The sequence below is a fragment of the Paenarthrobacter sp. TRD_SC_7 genome (genome assembly GCF_056156245.1).
The window spans coordinates 4,184,213-4,202,051 of sequence record NZ_CM149587.1 but is presented as its reverse complement, the minus strand read 5'-3'; the positions used below and the strand labels follow the sequence as shown (position 1 = coordinate 4,202,051).

Sequence of the window (17,839 nt, the reverse complement as noted above, 5' to 3'; positions counted from 1 at the left end):
GGGAGTTCCTTGGAAGTGAGGTGCGCAGGATGCCGACCTCGCCGAAGATAATTCACTGAAGTGCGAAGATTTCCTACTCCAGCCGAATGAAATGGTGTTCATTTATGACCTCCACTGAATTGTGATTTGCAGCACAATAGACCTCCGCGTCTCAAAATGTGGACGGTTCCGCGCTTTGTTACTTGCGTGTTGCCATTGTTACGTTGCACACTTCCAATGTGAACAAGAACTCAACAGCACCTGCAGCCGCAGCAACCTGGCCCAGCACACCCGCTGGCCATGATGACCGCTGTTGTCGAATGCAAGCCTAACTTTCCACCCCAAGAAGTTTCAGGCATTCGCCCCCTAGCCCAGCGTTGGGCGCCCCTCCCCAAACTCATTGCGGGGACAACCAGCATTCGAAGCCGCGATGACGGCTATTCACTTTTGAGGTAAGCACTCCATGTCAGTTGCATCTGGATACGTCCACATCTCCGTCCGTAACGCCAACAAGGCCGCGTCAAACGCAGGGCTTCGCCCCGGCTTCGGCAGCCGTCCAGGCTACTCTCCCGCTCCGCAAGGGGCTGGTCAGCAGGCGCCCGGATACGTGCCGCAGGGCTACAACCCCAACTCCTACGGCCAGTTGCGCGCAGTCCCCACCGCAGAGCCGGCACCCATGACGGCCCCCACTCCTGTGATTGCGCAGTCGGACAAGCTCCGCCCCGTTGCCAACGACAACGTCGCCCGCGGCTTCGTCCTCTACATGGGCATTGACGAAGAAACCGCAGCAGCTGCAGGAACCTCCATCGCCAAGCTGGCCCAGGAAATCCGGGCCTACGCGCAATCCCTCGTGACCGGCGCTGAAAGCTACGCCGCCGTCGCAGTTGCCCCCGCAGGGGCACCCGGGTCCGCGCTCGACGTCGTGCGTTCCACCTTCGGCGACCCCACCGTTGCCGCACGCCAGCGCACTGAAGCCGCACGCCCGGCGCCCCAGCAGGAATCCCGTCCGTCCGGCGTGCTGATCGACCTCGCCCGGCGCGAAGTGCACCTCGACGGCGAATCGCTGAACCTGACGTTCAAGGAATTCGAGCTTCTCAACTACCTCGTCGAGAACGGCACCCGCACGGTTGGCCGCGACGAATTGCTCGAGGGCCTCTGGCGCAATGCCGAAGAGGTACCCAACGAGCGCACCATCGACGTCCACATCCGCCGCCTCCGCTCCAAGCTGGGCCGCCTCGCCAACACCGTCCGCACGGTCCGCGGCCAGGGTTACCGCTTCTACGAGCACCCCGAAGTTATCGTTTGGGCAGCACCCGAATACTCGATCTAAGTAGCACTACGCCGAAAGCGCCTGTCCTGTAAGGGCGGGCGCTTTCGCGTTCGCGGGGTGATTCAGCGGCGGGCGCTTCCGGCGCCGGTGCTGCCATCACCCACATTGGCCGTCAAATACCTTGGACACGCCTGCTTCACCGCGTGTCGTGGTTGCCGCGAATTCAAAGTTGGTGACGGCGGCCCGCAGGAAGCCTCGGGGGTCTGCGGCGGATAGGGTTGGGTTATGAGTGACCATCACATTAAGCGCCTGGTGATCATGCGGCATGCCAAGGCCGATTGGCCCATGGGTGTGCCTGATCATGAGCGTCCCTTGGAGGAGCGTGGGCACCGGGAGGCTCCGTTGGCTGGGAAGTGGTTGCTCAAACAGGGTGTTGTGCCCGACTTTATCCTGTGTTCGTCAGCGTTGAGGACCCGGCAGACCTGCACCTGGGTGTGCGATGAGTTGGGGGACAAGGCACCGACGCCCAAACTTGAGGACGGCTTGTACTCCGCCTCGGCCAACCGGATGTTGACGGTCATCAACCACGTTCCCGACACCGTGACCACGTTGATGGTGATCTCGCATATGCCCGGAGTTCAGGATCTTGCCATGCATCTGGCTTCCCGCGATTCGGACCACGACGCTTACATGGATGCTGCAACCCGCTACCCAACGAGTGCGTTGACGGTAATGGAAACGGAAAAGTCGTGGGCTGAGCTCGATGGGCAGGATGCCAGGCTGACGCACTTCAAGGTCCCCCGCCCCTAGGCCATCTGGCCCGCAAAGTTGCCTTTGTTGGGTGCTTTTGCAACACTGTAGTCCTCTATTCCCCAGTGTTAGGCCGATGTTTTGACGGGCATTTCAGGTTTCACGACGCCAACCGTGCGCTGACCTTTCCCTGATGCCCTTTGTGGGCCGGTGGTTGCAGCGCATTCGCTGAAACCACTGGAGCCTCGGAGCATCATGTCTACATCAAAAAACCCGTCCATCACCCTGACCGACGTACGCCTTCAATGGCCGGACGGCACCACTGCCTTGGCCGGAATCTCCGGAACTTTCGGAACTGGCCGCACAGGCCTGGTGGGGTCCAACGGCGCCGGAAAATCAACGTTACTGCGCCTCATTGCCGGGATCCTCACCCCGACGGGTGGAGCTGTATCCACCAGCGGCGACGTCGGCTACCTTCCGCAGGCACTCACCCTCATTACTGACTCGACGGTGGCGGACCTGCTCGGCATCGGCCACAAAGTGAAGGCCCTGCGGGCGATTGAATCGGGTGACGCTTCGGTGGAGAACTTCGATGTGTTGGGCGATGACTGGGACATCGAAACGCGCGCGGACGAGTCCCTGCGCCACATCGGCTTTTCAGGCGCGGACCTGGACCGGAATGTTGGCGAAATCTCAGGAGGCGAAGCCATGCTGGTTGCCATCACGGGACTCCGGCTCCAGAGGACAGCAATTACCCTCTTGGACGAGCCAACGAACAACCTGGACAGGGACGCACGAGCCAAGCTTGCCAGCCTCCTCTCTACCTGGCCGGGAACGCTGGTGGTGGTCAGCCATGATCTCGCCCTGCTGGAGCTAATGGACAACACGGCGGAACTGCATGGCGGGGAACTCACAGTCTTCGGAGGGCCTTACAGTGCCTGGCGGTCCCATGTGGATGAGAAACAGGCCGCGGCAGTTCAGGCCGCCCAGGCCGCGAAGCAGACCGTGAAGGTTGAGAAGCGCCAACGCCAGGAAGCTGAAGTGAAGCTGGCTAAGCGTTCCCGGACCGGTCAAACCAGCTATGACAACAAGAAGGGCTCCAAGATTCTTATGAATCAGCGGGCCTCCGACGCGCAAGTGTCCGCGGGGAAGCTGCGCTCGGGATCGGACCACAAGGTGAATGCCGCCCAGGCTGCACTGGACGCCGCCTCGTCCAGGATCAGGGAAGAGGAGCGGATCAGTGTTAATCTTCCGGATCCGGACGTTCCCCGCAGCCGGCGGATCGCGGAGTTGTGGGGAACGAATCGTGCTTTCCTGGTGGAAGGACCGGAACGGGTGGCCATCATCGGCGCGAACGGCGTAGGGAAGACCACGCTGCTAGAACGCGTGGTCCGGGGCGAAGCGGTGACAGGCGACGACGGCAGCCGTCACGACGTAGAATCCGGAGCCGCTGGGGGTCGTCTTCTCACCGAGCGGGCCGGTTATCTGCGGCAGCGACTCGATGGCTTGGACGACGCCGCGACCACGTTGGAAAATGTCCAGTCGGCGGCACCAACCGTCCCTGCAGGTGAAATTCGCAACCAGTTGGCGCGGTTCCTGCTGAGGGGCGATAGTGTCTACCGGCCCGTTCATACTCTCTCAGGGGGCGAACGGTTCAGGGTTTCGCTTGCCAGGCTTCTCTTTGCCGATCCGCCGCCGCAGGTACTGATTCTCGATGAGCCGACCAACAACCTCGATATCCAGAGCGTGGACCAGCTCGCGGACGCGTTGAATACCTACCGCGGCGCCGTCATCCTGGTCAGCCACGACGACGAATTCCTGGCCCGCCTTGATCTGGACCTGGTGCTGAACCTGGACCATGACGGGTCACTCACCGAAATGCCGTCGCTGCCTGGTGGGTGGGCTTCTCTATCCAGAGAATAGCTCCTCGGCGGCTATTTCCCGCAGCATTCGAACGGCGAGCTGGATGTTGGGGCTGGCGGTCATCGTCTTCCGGTACACCACGCCCACGGACCGTTGCTGCGCGGGGTTCATCACTGGAATGGCAACCACACCCTGTGGGAGCGGCGGTCTGCCGAGCCGCGGTACCAGTGCTACGGCCACACCCTGTTCCACCATGGCGATGTGTGTGGAGAAGTCGGGATCATAGACGCGGATATCCGGGACCCTCCCCAGCCCGGCGAAAATCTGCAGGAGTGCCTCGTTGCAGATGGCGCCCGCCGGGGTGCTGATCCAGGTCTCGTCCAGCAAGTCTTCACGCTCGACGGCGGCGCGTCCGGCAAGTGCGTGGGTGCTGTTGACGAGGACGTCGGCTTGGTCGACGCAGAGGTCCTCATGTGCCAGGTTCTCCGGGATCACCAAGGGCACCGAGTTCCAGTTGTGGACCACCGCGAGTTCCGCTTCGCCGGAGGTAACCCTTTGCACCGCTTCTCGGGGATCCTCGGCAATGACCGTGATGTCCAGGGCGGAGTGGGCGGCGGCCATGCGCCCGAGCATGGGTCCCACCAAGCCTCGGCATGCGGTGGAAAAGGCCACCAGCCTCAGGAGCCCCGAAGGTCTCGCGGGGTCGGCGAGCAGGGTGGCCTGCAACTCCTCAAGCTCACCCATGATCCGGCGGCCATACCCTGCCAGGGCCAGGCCACGCTCTGTGAGGAGCACTCCGCGGCCGTTCCGTTCGAGAACGGTAACGCCGGTTTGCTTCTCAAGTTTCTTGATCTGCTGCGACACTGCGGACGGACTGAACCCCATGACGTCCGATGCCGCCACAACCGAGCCGTGCTGCTCTACGGCAACCAAGGCCCTCAATGCGGAGATATCGATCATGAAGTAAATCTACGCTGTTCCATAACGAATTCAACGCTGGTGCTTCAACCAAAAGAGGACCAGAGTGTACATGTGAACCTTCGCCACTCCGCCCTTGCCGTTGTTGTTGCTGTCCTGTGGGGCATCAACTTCGTCGCTATCGACCTCGGTCTGCACACGAACGGACGGGAGGTCCCGCCACTGCTCTTCGTGGCCATCCGCTTCTTGCTGGTGGTCTTTCCCTTCATCCTGTTCATCCGTAAACCAGAGGTGGGCTGGAAGGCGATTGTCGGCGTCGGGCTCTTCATGAGTGCCGGCCAATTCGGCCTCCTGTACCTGGGCATGGCACTGGGCATGCCGGCTGGCCTGGCATCCTTGGTACTTCAAGCACAAGTGTTGTTCACCATCCTGATCGCAGCGAGATTCCTGGGCGAGAGGCCGAGCCGCCGCCAACTGGCGGGCGTGGCCCTGGGCATCGCGGGCCTGGCAGTGGTGGCATTGGGGCGCAGTGCCGTGGCTCCGGTGCTGCCGCTCATGATCGTTCTCGCCGCGGCGTTGTCCTGGGCGATCGGCAACGTAGTGGCACGGCACTCGAAGGCTGCTTCGGGCTTGGGCCTGGTGGTGTGGTCAGGCGCCGTAGTGCCGGTTCCGTTGGCTGGCTTGTCGCTGGTGGTGGATGGGCCGGACACAGTGTGGGCGACGCTCACCGACCTTCAGCCGGCCACCATACTGAGCGCGATCTACACCGCCGTGTTTGCATCCCTGATCGGCTACGGCATCTGGAACCGGCTGTTGTCGCTGTACCCGAGTTCCGACGTCGTGCCTTTCACGCTTCTGGTCCCTGTGGTCGGGATGACGGCAGCGTGGCTGGTCCTCAACGAGATTCCCACGCTGACCGAAATCCTGGGCGGGCTGATCCTGCTCCTCGGAGTTGCCACCGCAGTCCTTGGCGGTCCCCGGAAACGCCAGGACATAGCCGTTGTGGGGCCCGCTCTGCGGCTCTAGATCCCGCGCGAGCACGCAGAGGAGGCCCCACAAGGCAAAGAAGATCACCGCAGGTTGAAGATGGTTCGATGCCAATCTTTCTCGGTCACGTCGTCCAACCCGAACATCACATGCTTGACCTGGGTGTACTCCTCAAAGGAGTATGCGGACATGTCCTTGCCGAAGCCGGATTGCTTGAAGCCGCCGTGGGGCATCTCGGAGATGATCGGGACATGGTCGTTGACCCAAAGGCAGCCGGCCTTGATCTCACGGGTAGCCCGCAAGGCCCGCTGGAGGTTGTTCGTCCAGGCCGAGGCTGCCAGTCCGTAGACGGTGTCATTCGCCAACGTAATGGCTTCATCATCGGTATCGAACGGGAGGACCACCAGAACCGGTCCGAAGACCTCATCCCTAACGATCTCCGAGTCCGGCGCGGCGTCAACCACCAGGGTGGGCCGGTAAAAGGCGCCGTTCTCCAAGCCCCCATCCGTAGGAGCGTAGCCGCCGGCCATGACCTTGCTGTAACTGCGGGCACGGTCCACCATTCCGGCCACGTGGTCCCTCTGTTTGAAGGAAACCAGGGGACCCAAGTCTGCGTCGGTATCCCCGGGAGTGCCCAGGACGATCCCTTCGAAGCGGGCGGCGACCTTAGCTACGAACTCCTCGTACACGCTCCGGTGCACGATTGCCCGGGTGGCCGCGGTGCAATCCTGACCGGTGTTGATCAGCGAGCCGGCCACCGCGCCATGCACGGCAGCCTCCAAATTCGCGTCGTCGAACACTACAAAGGGTGCCTTGCCGCCCAACTCAAGGTGCACGCGCTTGGCGTTGACGGCGGCAGCTTCCAGGACCGTGCGGCCAACGATAGTGGAGCCTGTGAAAGAGACCATGTCCACGTCGGGGTGCCGCATGAGGGCTGCCCCAACGGTGGCGCCGTCGCCCACCACCACGTTCACCACGCCGTCGGGCAGGCCGGCATCACTGAGCGCTTGCGCGAACATGAGAGACGTCAGCGGCGTGATCTCGGCGGGTTTGAGAACGATCGTGTTGCCTGCGGCGATGGCCGGAAGGACCTTCCACGCTGCCATTTGCAGGGGGTAGTTCCACGGTGCGATGGATCCCACCACGCCGATCGGTTCCCGGCGGATGGAGGACGTGTGTTGGGGCGAATACTCGGCGGTGGCCTTGCCTTCGAGGTGCCGCGCGGCGCCTGCGAAGAAGTCGATGTTGTCGATCGTGCCGGGGACGTCGAATTCCCGGGTCAGCCGCAGTGGCTTGCCCGTCTGTGAACTCTCAACCCGGGCGAATTCCTCCGCACGATCTTCGATGATGCGGGCGAATTTTTGCAGAATGCCGGCTCGTTCTCCCGGGGCGGTTCGAGACCATGCCGGGAAGGCCGAACGGGCGGCTGCTACCGCGGTCTCAAGGTCCGACAGGGACGCCAGCGCCACGTTTTCCACCACCTCTGAGGTAGCTGGATTGATGACCGTGAGGCTTTTTCCGGAGGTGCCGGACAGCAGTTGTCCGTTGATGAACTGGTGCATTGGGTACCGTGCTTTCCCTGCCGGGCGTCGCTGTCCGGGCAGTGCTGAATGGACGACGCCGGATGGTGGCGTCGTGCGGGGAAGGTGGGTTGCGTTGCTGGTCAGGCGGCAGGTTTGGCCAGCAGCCAGTCAGGCCTGCTTGGTGCTTTCGCGTTCGGCGCTGTCCAGGATGGCCGAGAGACCGGCTTGGAACGCTTTGAGGGAGTCGAGGTTTTGCAGTGCAGTGTGATGTTTTTCAAGGAGCGGGCGACCGGTGATGCGCGTGAAAACCCGTGGGTTGAGCCAGGGGTCATGCCCTTCTGAGTCCGGGAGCCGCTGGATTTCAACCGCAATGCCCGCTCCGAGCGCAAGGGTGTAGCTTTCCAGGGCCGCGTAGTAGTGCACCACGCGGTCCTCAGCCAGCCCGGCGTCGGTGAGGCATTGAAGGACGAACTCGATTGCTTTTAGCTCGCCGGGGCCATAGGTGTCCGTGGCGAACGACTCGCTGCCTAAGGAGGGATGCTGCATGAAGGCTTTGAGGAGCTCGTCAAGGTAGGCCTCCAGCCGGGCACGCCAATCCTGGTCGCGTGCAGTGGCTAGTGTGCGCTCAACGGACATCATGAACAACTGGTCCAGTGCTGCCCTGACGATTGCGTCCCTGTTCCGGAAATGCCGGTAAACGGCCGTGGCGTCCACCTCGAGTTCCTGTCCCAATCGGCGCACGGTCAGCCGTTCCCCGAGTTCCTGGCTGGAAATCCGCAGGACGGCGTCGATGATGGTGGCCGGGTCAAGGCGCGTTCGGCGGTCCGTCGACTGTGCTGGCTGCACCATCAGTTGTCCGCCTTCCATGCGTTCCGGGGTTGATTATCAACCTACATGATTCATGGCGTCCTCCTTTCAAGAACCAATCAAAGTCTTTGTCAGCATTGATGTCAACACTGTTGACTTAAGTGTGATCCGGCTCATAGTGTGTCTCGCAGCGTTGAATTTCCCCACGAAAGGACTCGAACGTGCACGCAGAGATTTTGTTTGAGAACGGATGGGTGTACACCGGCAATGACGCCGAACCCCTCCGCGCAAACCTTGCCATAGCCGATGGCCGGATCGTCGCCGTCGGAACACCCGACGAGCTTCAGGGTTCGATCACGCCGGAAACCCGCAGGGTGGACCTGCAAGGGCAACTGGTGGTCCCTGGCTTCCAGGATGCCCACATCCACCCCATCTTCGCCGGGATCGAATTGCTTCAGTGCGACCTGACGGAGGCCACCAGCGCAGAAGAAGCCGTGGCGAGGGTGACCCGTTACGCAGCCGACAACCCGGATGAACCCTGGATCCTGGGCGCCGGGTGGTCCATGGATTTCTTCCCGGGCGGCACGCCAACACGGGAACTGCTGGACGCCGTGGTGCCGGACCGGCCCGTCTACCTCCTAAATAGGGACCACCACGGCGCGTGGGCCAACACGGCAGCGTTTGAGGCGGCGGGAATCGGCGCGGAAACACCTGATCCTGAGGGCGGCCGGCTGGAACGCGAAGAAGACGGGACGCCCGCAGGCACAGTGCATGAGGGGGCCATGGACCTGTTCAATGCCGTCAAGCCAGCGGTGCCGTATGAGTTGGCGTACCAAGGCCTGCTCGCGTCCCAGCAATTGCTGTTGTCGCAGGGCATCACGGCCTGGCAGGACGCCTGGGTTCCCATCCCCGAGGGCGAACATGCCGATCATCTGGACGTCTACATGGACGCGGCGAAGGCGGGAGACTTGAAAGTCCGGGTCACCGCATGCCAGTGGTGGGACAGGACAGCGGGAATGGCCCAGCTGGATCTGATCACAAAGAGGCGCCAACGTGTGGCCGATTCCTTCGACCACTATCAGCTCAACGCCAACACCGTGAAGGTGATGGTGGACGGAGTGGCAGAGAATTACACAGCCGCAATGCATCACGTGTACCTCGATCACCACGGCCACCACACGGACAACCGTGGCATCGAATTCTTCGAGCCCGAGGAGCTGAAGGAGTTCGTCACAGCGATAGATGCGGCCGGCATGCAGGTTCACTTCCATGCTCTCGGCGACCGCGCCGTGACTGACGCTTTGGGTGCACTTGAGGCAGCGCGGGACAGCAACGGGGCCAACGACAACCGGCACCATCTGGCGCACCTCCAGGTGGTTCGCAGCGAGGATGTTCCCCGTTTTGCCGAGCTGAATGCGGCGGCCAACGTGCAGGCTCTCTGGGCGTGCCACGAAGAACAGATGGACACCCTCACCCTCCCATTCCTGGAACCGGGTGCCGAGGACAGGCACTACCCCTTTGGCGAGCTTGCTTCCGCGGGTGCCCAATTGGTGGCCGGGAGCGACTGGCCTGTCTCCACGGCGGACCCGATTGCGGCCGTCCACGTCGCAGTTAGCCGCGTAGCGCCGGGGGAGGACCTGCCCCCGCTCGGCCCGGAATCGCAAAAGCTCAGCCTCAAACAGATCCTGGATGCCTACACGCAGGGATCAGCGTGGATCAACCACCTGGACACGAAAACGGGAACGCTGGATCCGGGAAAACTCGCCGACCTCGCCGTACTGGACCGAAACGTCTTCGACCTCCCTGCGCAGGAACTGCACCGGTCGGTGGTGACGCAGACGTGGATTGGGGGCGAGTGCGTTTATGACCGCGCGCTCACCCGAAACAGTCAAGCTCAACCGGCCTCGGTGATGCCATGAGGCCGCAGCCAGCGCCGCAGCCCGCGAAAGGTGCCGTGCGTTTGAAACAGCGGACGACGCCGTCGCGCATCACCGCGGTTGGGGTCGCCGCCGTCGTCGCCGGTCTGGTCCTGGGCGGCTGCGGTGTTCGATCCGCCAGCGTGACTGACGCCGCGAACGGAGCCAAGTTCAGCATGTCCGACTCCACGCCGGCCCCCACCAAGGAGATCGATAACTTCAACTGGGCCATGTACGCGGAGCCGTTCTCCCTGGACTATGCGTATGCCTTCGACTACCCGGACAACACTGTCCTGTCCAACGTGTGTGAGTCGCTGTTCCGCTGGAACGCTGACCTGTCCACGGCGCCGGGCCTGGCCACGGGAGTTGAAAACCCCGATCCGCTGACCTGGATTTACACCATCCGGCAGGGCGTGAAGTTTCACGACGGAACCGAGATGACAGCGGACGATGTGGTTGCCTCCTTGAGCCGCCACGTGGACCCCGAAGTGGGATCCTTCTGGGCCTCCGCATACCAGAACGTGGAGTCCATCGAGAAGACCGGCGACTTCGAGGTCACGGTGACCACCACCCGGCCGGACTACGTGTTCAACAGCTCCTTGGTGGGAGCTACGGGCGTGGTGGAGTCCGCCGAAACGCTGGAAGCTGCCGGCAAGGACTACGGCAACTCAAGCACCGGCGTGAACTGCACCGGCCCGTTCCAATTCGAGCAATGGGAAGCCGGTGAAAGCATCACCCTCAAGCGCTTCGATGATTACTGGGACCCGGAACTCAAAGCCAAGTCCCAGCAGGTCACCTTCAAAATGCTGCCCGATGCCACATCGCGTATCAATGCGTTCCAGACCGGCGAAATTGATGGCGGCTTCGCGATCCCTTCCAATGCCATGGACATCCTGAAAGCCAACAAAGATGCCGGCTCGCTGTACTTCGGCGAGGACACGTCGGTGCAAAGCCTGGTCTTCACCAACCTCGGCGGCACCTTCCAGGACGTACGGGTCCGCAAGGCGCTGATGATGGCCATCAACCGTGAAGCCTTGATCAAGGCGGCCGAACAGGGCTATGCGAAGAAGACGGACGCGCTGACCACCAAGAGTGTGTGGAAGGACGTGGCATCGCAAACTACGGACGAGGCTTTTGACAGCCTGCTGTCCACTCCCTATGACCTGGAAGAAGCCAAGAAACTCATCAAGGAAGCAGGGGCCGAGGGCAGCAAGTTTGTCTTTGCCACCGCCTCACTGAACGCAGCTTTCGACATCACGGCAAGGGCCATCGCATCCGCAGCCAAGGAGATCGGCCTGGACCCGGAAATCCAGACAATGTCCAACGACAAATACACCACGCTGTTCTCAGACCCCGAGTCGCGCAAGAACGTGGACCTCCTGGTGACCTCTTGGTATCTCTCCAGCACCGAGCCCTTGGAAATGTACAGCGTGCTGCGAACCGGCGATTTCAGCAACTACGGCGGCTGGAGCAACCCGGAATTCGACGACCTGGTGAACTCTGCCTACGGCGTGCAGGACCCCGACGCCCGGGGTGAACTCACGGGCCAGGCCGCCAAACTGGCCAGCGAGGAAGTGGTGTGGGGGCCGCTCTACGAGACCGTCACGTCCATGTGGCTGGGCAAACGCATTACCGGGGCGGACCCCTCCATCAACTACATGTACTTCCCGTGGGCAGCCCAGATAGGAGGTCGCTGACATGACCGCTACAGATCAAGTCCAAGCAACCACCCCGCCGGGCGCTCCCACCCGCAAGCGGGAAAAACGCAGCGCAGTCCGCCCGGCCGTGTACATCGTGAAGAAGCTGCTGGCCTTGGTTGCCACACTCTTTGTTGCCTCACTGGCCGTGTTCTTCTCACGCTTCCTGGTTCCCGGCGACCCGGCGCGCTTCCTCCTGAGGGGACGCAGCCCCAAGCCTGAGGCACTCGAAGAGATCACCCGGCAGTTCGGCCTGGATAAACCGGCCTGGGAACAGTACCTGAACTGGCTCGGCGGCATTCTCCAAGGGGATTGGGGCCGCTCGCTGACCTACCGCCAGGACGTCTCCGACGTCTTACTGGGACGGTTGCCAACCACCCTGCAACTTGTGGCGCTCGCCGCAGTGTTCATCACAGTCCTGGGATTGTTCGCCGGCATTGTGGCCAGCCTCAACAAGGGCTTCGGCGACCGCTTTATCCTCATCACCCTTACCGCTGCCGGGGCAGTGCCGCCGTTCGTGGCAGCCATCGCTTTGGTGGCGCTCTTCTCCGTGGGCCTGGGCTGGTTTCCCTCCTTTGGAAGCGGCGACGGCGGATGGGACCGGATCTGGCACCTCACCCTCCCGGCGCTCGCCTTGGGCATCACCTACATCGCCATGGTGGCGCGGGTGACCCGTTCCTCGATGAACGAGCAACTGCTCCGCGAACACGTTGAGGTGGCAACCAGTCGCGGCCTCACCCGCGGATCCGTGGTGGCACGCCACGTCCTGCGCAACGCCCTGGGTCCCATCCTGACTGTGAGCGGCGTGCTCGTGGCCGGACTTTTGGTCTCCAGCGCCATCATCGAGCGGACGTTCGGCCTCTCCGGCATCGGACAGCTCCTTGTGCAGTCCATCGACAGGCTCGACTTCGGCGTCGTCCAAGCAATCGTCATGGTAGTGGTGGCAGCTTTCGTCCTGGTCAACACCGTGGTGGACCTCGTCCAACCCTTCATTGATCCGCGTATCGCGGCCGGAACGGAGTCCCGATGACGTTAGCCATCCAACTGCCGCAGGCGGGCCTTCGCCGTTACGGCAGCCTCCTGTCACCCATGGCGTGGGGCGCGCTCGCCGTCGCCGCCGCCGTCGTACTTCTCTCACTGTTCGCCCCGGTCCTGGCGCCCTACGACCCCGACTATGTGGACCTCAATAACGTCCTTGCCGGTCCCGGCGGACAGCACCTGCTGGGGACCGACGCGCTGGGCCGTGATCTCCTTAGCCGGCTCATGCACGGCGGGCGGACCTCGCTGCTGGGCCCCACCATCGTGGTGATCGGATCCACTGTCCTGGGTCTGCTGCTTGGCTTGGTTGCCGGCTGGTCCGAGGGCTGGCTGGGCAAAGTATTGGGCCGCCTCTTCGACCTTCTCTTTGCTTTTCCCGCGCTGCTCATGGCCATGCTTGCCATCGCCTTGTTCGGTAAGGGGCTCTTCGCACCCATTTTGGCCATGACCATTGCCTACGTTCCCTACGTTGCCAGGCTCGCCCAGTCCCTGGTGGTGGCTGAGCGCGGGCGGCCGTATGTCCAGGCCTACCGCGTGCTCGGATTCCGCACGCCCTGGGTGGTGCTGGGACGGGTTCTCCCCAACCTGATTCCGACCGTTGGCGCCCAATCAACATTGAACTTTGGCTACGTGCTGGCCGACCTCGCGGCTCTCTCGTTCATCGGACTGGGGGTCCAGCCGCCTACCAGCGACTGGGGCGCAATGATCGAGGAATCCCGCGGCGCACTGCTGGGCGGCTACATCCTGCCCGCCTTCTGGCCGGCATTGGCAGTTGTCCTGGTGGTGGTGGCCGTCAACGTCATTGGCGAGGAACTGTCAGACCGCATCGGAGGAAAACTTTCATGAGCCAGCTGTTGCAGATCGAAAACTTTACGCTCGGTTTCCCAGGCAGGCCGCCGCTGCTGGACAGTATTTCCTTGCACGTGAACGACGGCGAAGCGGTCGCCTTGGTGGGGGAGTCCGGCTCAGGCAAGTCCCTGACTACCCGGGCCGCACTGGGGCTGTTTCCTGGCGGCTCGCAGTCCTCCGGCGTCGTGTCGGTTCAGGGACTCGACACCCTCACGGCGAGCAAACAACGCCTCATGGAGCTGCGGCGGAGACACGCTTCCATGATCTTCCAGGACCCCAGGGCCGGCATCAATCCTGTCCGGACCGTAGGGGACTTCCTCACAGAGACGCTGCTGCGCTTTGACGGGCTGTCCCGGGCCGAGGCCACCGAACGCTCCGTGAAGCAACTGGAGCAGGTGGGTCTTCGGCGAGCCAAAGAACTCATGGATCAGCACCCGCACCAGCTATCGGGCGGCATGCTCCAACGAGTCATGATCGCAGCCGCACTCCTGAACTCACCGGATCTGTTGCTGTGCGACGAACCCACCACCGCCTTGGATGTCACCACTCAGGCAGGGATCGTGCGACTCCTCCGCGAAGAGCAACAATCGCGGGGAATGGGCATGCTCTTCATCACGCACGACCTCAACCTTGCCGCCAGCTTGTGTGAACGTGTCTACGTTCTTCGGCGCGGCGAAGTGGTGGAGCACGGACCAACCCAGACTGTTTTCCTGACGCCCCAGCAGGACTACACGCGGCAGCTGGTGGAGGCGACGCCCGTGATTGAAGTGGGCGGTTTGGCTGCGCCGGTGGCCGCGGGGTCACCCCTGCTCCACGTTTCCGGGCTATCCAAAACGTACCAACTGCCCCGCGGCGAAATCATCACCGCCTTGGATGGCGCCGGTTTCAGCCTGCCGGAGGGTGGGTCCTTGGGCGTGGTGGGTGAGTCGGGTTCCGGAAAGTCCACCCTGGCCCGCCTTGTGGTCGCGCTGGAAACCGCCACATCCGGTGAACTCACGCTGCGGGACATCCCCCGGCCGCACCGGGCCCTGAAAGCCTCCGAACGGAAAGTCCTGGCCAAGGATGTCCAAATTGTGTTCCAGGACCCCTACCTGTCTTTGGACCCGCGTATCCCTGTAGGAAATGCTGTGGCAGATGTCTTCCGCCTGCATCAGAAGCAAGGACGCAAGGAAGCCAAGGACAGCGCCCGGGTCCTGCTGGGGCGGGTGGGAATTGGACCGGAACGGTTCGATGCACGGCCGCGCGCACTGTCGGGTGGGCAGAGGCAACGGGTTGCGCTGGCCAAGGCGCTCGCTGCCCGCCCCCGGCTTTTGGTCCTGGACGAGGCCACCAGTGCCTTGGACGTCTCTGTCCAGGCTCAGGTACTGGAGCTCGTGGAGGAGTTGCGGGACCAGCTTGGACTGACCATCTTGTTCGTCACCCATGACCTGGCCGTGGTCTCGCGTCTTTGTTCCGAGCTCCTGGTGATGCATCAGGGACGGATCGTGGAGCAGGGGCCAACGGCTCGAATCCTTGAGGACCCCGGGGACGATTACACGCGGAACCTCATCGCCTCCCGTCCCCGGCCATTGTGGGACGCCGAGCCGGTCACTGCCTAGGCAATCCCGCCAACACCAGCAGCCCCGGCCACCATCAACAGTCCCGGCGCAATGTGAGTGCGCCCAGAAGCAGGAGAATTTCCCGTGAATACCACCGTTTTCGAACGGAACGTCCCGCAGGCCGCCGTCGTAGCCCGTGCCTTGGAAGGCGCGGCCCACCGGCCGTTCTGGATCGACGACCTCAAGGACTCAGCCACACGCTACCCACAACTCGACGGCGACGCTGCCGCGGACCTCGTGATCGTCGGCGGCGGCTATACCGGGTTGTGGACGGCGCTGCGTGCCAAGGAACGAGACCCTGGCCGGACGGTGATCCTGCTGGAAGGGGAGCGGGTGGCATGGGCAGCGTCGGGCCGCAATGGCGGTTTCTGCGAGGCGAGCCTCACCCACGGCCATGAGAACGGCAAGAACCGTTGGCCGGACGAGCTGGAGACCTTGGACCGGCTGGGCATGGAGAACCTGGACCGCATGCAGGAAGCCGTGGAGAAGTACGGCATGGATTGCGAGTGGGAGCGGACGGGTGAACTGAACGTTGCGGTGGAACCGCATCAGGTGGCCTGGCTCCAGGAGGATGACAGCCCCGGCAGCGTTTTCCTGGACCAGGAGGCCGTGAGGGCGGAGGTCAACTCGCCCACTTACTTGGCCGGCCGCTGGCATAAGGACTCCGTGGCGATGGTCCACCCGTACAAACTCGGCCTCGAGCTGGCGCGGGTGGCAGTGGAGCTGGGCGTGGTGATCTATGAGGGCACACGCGTCCGCGAGCTGAAGGACCACGAGGACGGCGTCACGGTGGTGACGGAACGGGGAAACGTAGAAGCGGGAAATGTGGTGCTTGGTACCAACGTGTTTCCGTCCCTGCTCAAGCGGAACCAGCTGATGACGGTGCCGGTGTACGACTACGCGCTCATGACCGAGCCCCTCACCCCGGAGCAGTTGGCGTCCATCGGCTGGTCCCAACGGCAGGGGATTGGTGATGTTGCCAACCAGTTCCACTATTACCGCATCACCAAGGATCATCGGATCCTGTTCGGTGGCTACGACGCCCTCTACTTTTGGGGCCGGCGCGTGGACCAGCGGCACGAGCACCAGCCAGCGACGTGGGAGAAGATCGCCTCGCACTTCTTCACGACGTTCCCGCAATTGGAGGGCCTGAAGTTCACGCACAAGTGGGCCGGTCCCATCGATTCGAGCACGCAGTTCTGCGCATTCTTCGGCACTGCCCGGAAGGGGCGGGTGGCGTATGCGGCAGGTTTCACGGGGCTCGGAGTGGGTGCCACGGCATTTGCTGCCGATGTCCTCCTGGATCTTTTGGCCGGCCTGGATACCGAACGCACCCGGGTGGAAATGGTCCGGAAACGGCCGCTGCCCTTCCCGCCTGAACCGCTGGCTTCCCTGGGCATCAACCTGACGCGCTGGTCCATGGACCGCGCCGATCACAATCAGGGAAAACGGAACCTCATCCTCAAAGCGCTCGACGCCGTCGGGCTGGGCTTCGATTCCTGACCCCCTTCGTTGTGGGGCCTGCTTTGCGTGTCTGGATTTCGAGTTGGGGCGCAGAGTGGGCCTCGCAACGGGGGGTGGCTTGTTGTGGGGCCTGCTTTGCGTCCCCACCGCCTCCCTAACTTCGCAAGCTCAGCCAGGGAACCCGGGCGGCGTGGGCCCTATCTCGCATTAGGGCGCAGAGTGGGCCTCGCAACGGGAGGGTGGCTTGTTGTGGGGCCTGCTTTGCGTGTCTGGATTTCGAGTTGGGGCGCAGAGTGGGCCTCGCAACGGGGGGGTGGCTTGTTGTGGGGCCTGCTTTGCGGGTCTGGATTTCGAGTTGGGGCGCAGAGTGGGCCTCGCAACGGGGGGTGGCTTGTTGTGGGGCCTGCTTTGCGTGTCTGGATTTCGAGTTGGGGCGCAGAGTGGGCCTCGCAACGGGAGGGTGGTGGCCAGTCAGCGTTTGGGGGCTGGTTTGCGTTGGGTGGAAGAGTTCGACGCCGGACGCTTGGCCTGCGTGGTTGGCGTACGGGGAGCGGGACGCTTCACGATAGCGGCCTTCGCTGCGCCAGATGCCTTCGTTGCACCGGATGATCGCGGAGCCGAAGCGGCCGGGCGCTTGGCGGGGGTTCCAGCACGCGGGGCAGGTTTGCGCGGAGCAGGGGTGCGCTTTGCTGCTGCCGAAGGCCGTCGAACGGGAGTTGCAGCCCGCGAACCAAACGACGGCACCACTGCTCCGAGGAACAGCACCGCCAGCGTCCCAACTCCTGCCGTAGCTGCCAAGTAGAAGTAGATGTCTGAGTCCTGGGTGCTCACCGCACTGCCCAAAGCGTTGGCGTCCTGGTTGAACGCGATGCCCCACATCCGCAGGAATGCGATGCTGCAACCGATGAACAGGCTGGTGCCCGCTGCGCCTAGCAGGACCACGAAGTAGCGTCGCCGGTTGAAGACCTGCACGATGGACGCCAAATAGCAGATCAGCACGGAACCCAGGAACAGGTACAACACCAGTTCTTCCAGCACCACAGCGGCCAGCACCAACAGCCCGAGCGAGACGAACGCGCTCACCACCGCAAGCTTCCCGCTGTTCCCCATGTGACGCATGAGGTTAATCATCGCCGACCAAGTGGCCACGCCACGCCGTCGTACATTGCAGTTGGATACC

14 protein-coding genes are annotated in these 17,839 nt (G+C 63.0%); 10 read left to right on the top strand and 4 right to left on the bottom strand.

From position 1 onward, the window contains the following. Positions 1 to 442 precede the first annotated feature (442 nt). From AC0J5Z_RS19925 to AC0J5Z_RS19915, 3 genes are all read left to right on the top strand, one after another. Positions 443 to 1,309: a winged helix-turn-helix domain-containing protein gene (locus AC0J5Z_RS19925; protein ID WP_142936617.1), complete on the top strand. Its 867-nt coding sequence runs from the start codon at positions 443 to 445 to the stop codon at positions 1,307 to 1,309. Positions 1,310 to 1,534: 225 nt separating this feature from the next. Further along, positions 1,535 to 2,059, top strand: a complete 525-nt coding sequence (locus AC0J5Z_RS19920) for a SixA phosphatase family protein (protein ID WP_475035811.1) — start codon at positions 1,535 to 1,537, stop codon at positions 2,057 to 2,059. Between the two features lie 195 nt (positions 2,060 to 2,254). Beyond that, a complete protein-coding gene (locus AC0J5Z_RS19915; RefSeq protein WP_475035809.1) occupies positions 2,255 to 3,922 on the top strand; it encodes an ABC-F family ATP-binding cassette domain-containing protein in 1,668 nt (555 codons plus the stop codon). Here the strand turns inward: AC0J5Z_RS19915 and AC0J5Z_RS19910 are convergent. After that, complete coding sequence (locus tag AC0J5Z_RS19910) at positions 3,908 to 4,822, bottom strand: LysR family transcriptional regulator (protein WP_475035807.1); 915 nt, start codon at positions 4,820 to 4,822, stop codon at positions 3,908 to 3,910. The genes AC0J5Z_RS19915 and AC0J5Z_RS19910 overlap by 15 nt on opposite strands. 72 nt (positions 4,823 to 4,894) lie before the next feature. On the opposite strand from AC0J5Z_RS19910, the gene AC0J5Z_RS19905 reads away from it, so the two are divergent. Next, entirely contained in the window at positions 4,895 to 5,806 is a 912-nt protein-coding gene (locus AC0J5Z_RS19905) for an EamA family transporter (protein WP_475035805.1), read from the top strand. A 44-nt stretch (positions 5,807 to 5,850) separates the two neighbouring features. Here the strand turns inward: AC0J5Z_RS19905 and AC0J5Z_RS19900 are convergent, their stop codons facing one another. Together AC0J5Z_RS19900 and AC0J5Z_RS19895 are read right to left on the bottom strand one after the other, a co-directional pair. After that, positions 5,851 to 7,329 carry a gamma-aminobutyraldehyde dehydrogenase gene (locus AC0J5Z_RS19900; protein ID WP_475035803.1) on the bottom strand — a complete coding sequence of 493 codons (1,479 nt, stop codon included), beginning with the start codon at positions 7,327 to 7,329 and terminating at the stop codon, positions 5,851 to 5,853. 129 nt (positions 7,330 to 7,458) lie between these two features. After that, positions 7,459 to 8,139: a TetR/AcrR family transcriptional regulator gene (locus AC0J5Z_RS19895; protein WP_475035801.1), complete on the bottom strand. Its 681-nt coding sequence runs from the start codon at positions 8,137 to 8,139 to the stop codon at positions 7,459 to 7,461. A 179-nt stretch (positions 8,140 to 8,318) separates the two neighbouring features. Here AC0J5Z_RS19895 and AC0J5Z_RS19890 point away from each other — a divergent pair, with 179 nt between their 5' ends. From AC0J5Z_RS19890 to AC0J5Z_RS19865, 6 genes are all read left to right on the top strand, one after another. Beyond that, positions 8,319 to 10,016, top strand: a complete 1,698-nt coding sequence (locus AC0J5Z_RS19890) for an amidohydrolase (protein WP_475035799.1) — start codon at positions 8,319 to 8,321, stop codon at positions 10,014 to 10,016. After that, positions 10,013 to 11,710 carry an ABC transporter substrate-binding protein gene (locus tag AC0J5Z_RS19885; RefSeq protein ID WP_475035797.1) on the top strand — a complete coding sequence of 566 codons (1,698 nt, stop codon included), beginning with the start codon at positions 10,013 to 10,015 and terminating at the stop codon, positions 11,708 to 11,710. Before AC0J5Z_RS19890 ends, AC0J5Z_RS19885 begins: the two co-directional genes overlap by 4 nt. 1 nt (position 11,711) lies before the next feature. Next, positions 11,712 to 12,740, top strand: a complete 1,029-nt coding sequence (locus tag AC0J5Z_RS19880) for an ABC transporter permease (protein WP_475035795.1) — start codon at positions 11,712 to 11,714, stop codon at positions 12,738 to 12,740. After that, positions 12,737 to 13,594, top strand: coding sequence for an ABC transporter permease (locus AC0J5Z_RS19875; RefSeq protein ID WP_475035793.1), 858 nt, complete (start codon positions 12,737 to 12,739; stop codon positions 13,592 to 13,594). Before AC0J5Z_RS19880 ends, AC0J5Z_RS19875 begins: the two co-directional genes overlap by 4 nt. Continuing rightward, positions 13,591 to 15,195: a dipeptide ABC transporter ATP-binding protein gene (locus AC0J5Z_RS19870; RefSeq protein WP_475035791.1), complete on the top strand. Its 1,605-nt coding sequence runs from the start codon at positions 13,591 to 13,593 to the stop codon at positions 15,193 to 15,195. Before AC0J5Z_RS19875 ends, AC0J5Z_RS19870 begins: the two co-directional genes overlap by 4 nt. Before the next feature lie 84 nt (positions 15,196 to 15,279). Then, positions 15,280 to 16,698 (top strand): NAD(P)/FAD-dependent oxidoreductase, encoded by a 1,419-nt coding sequence (locus AC0J5Z_RS19865; RefSeq protein ID WP_475035786.1) that lies wholly within the window; start codon positions 15,280 to 15,282, stop codon positions 16,696 to 16,698. Between the two features lie 432 nt (positions 16,699 to 17,130). On the opposite strand, the gene AC0J5Z_RS19860 is transcribed toward AC0J5Z_RS19865, so the two are convergent. After that, the gene (locus AC0J5Z_RS19860) at positions 17,131 to 17,778 is read right to left on the bottom strand and encodes a hypothetical protein (protein WP_475035784.1); all 648 of its coding nucleotides are present in this window, start codon (positions 17,776 to 17,778) and stop codon (positions 17,131 to 17,133) included. Between the last annotated feature and the right edge of the window lie 61 nt (positions 17,779 to 17,839).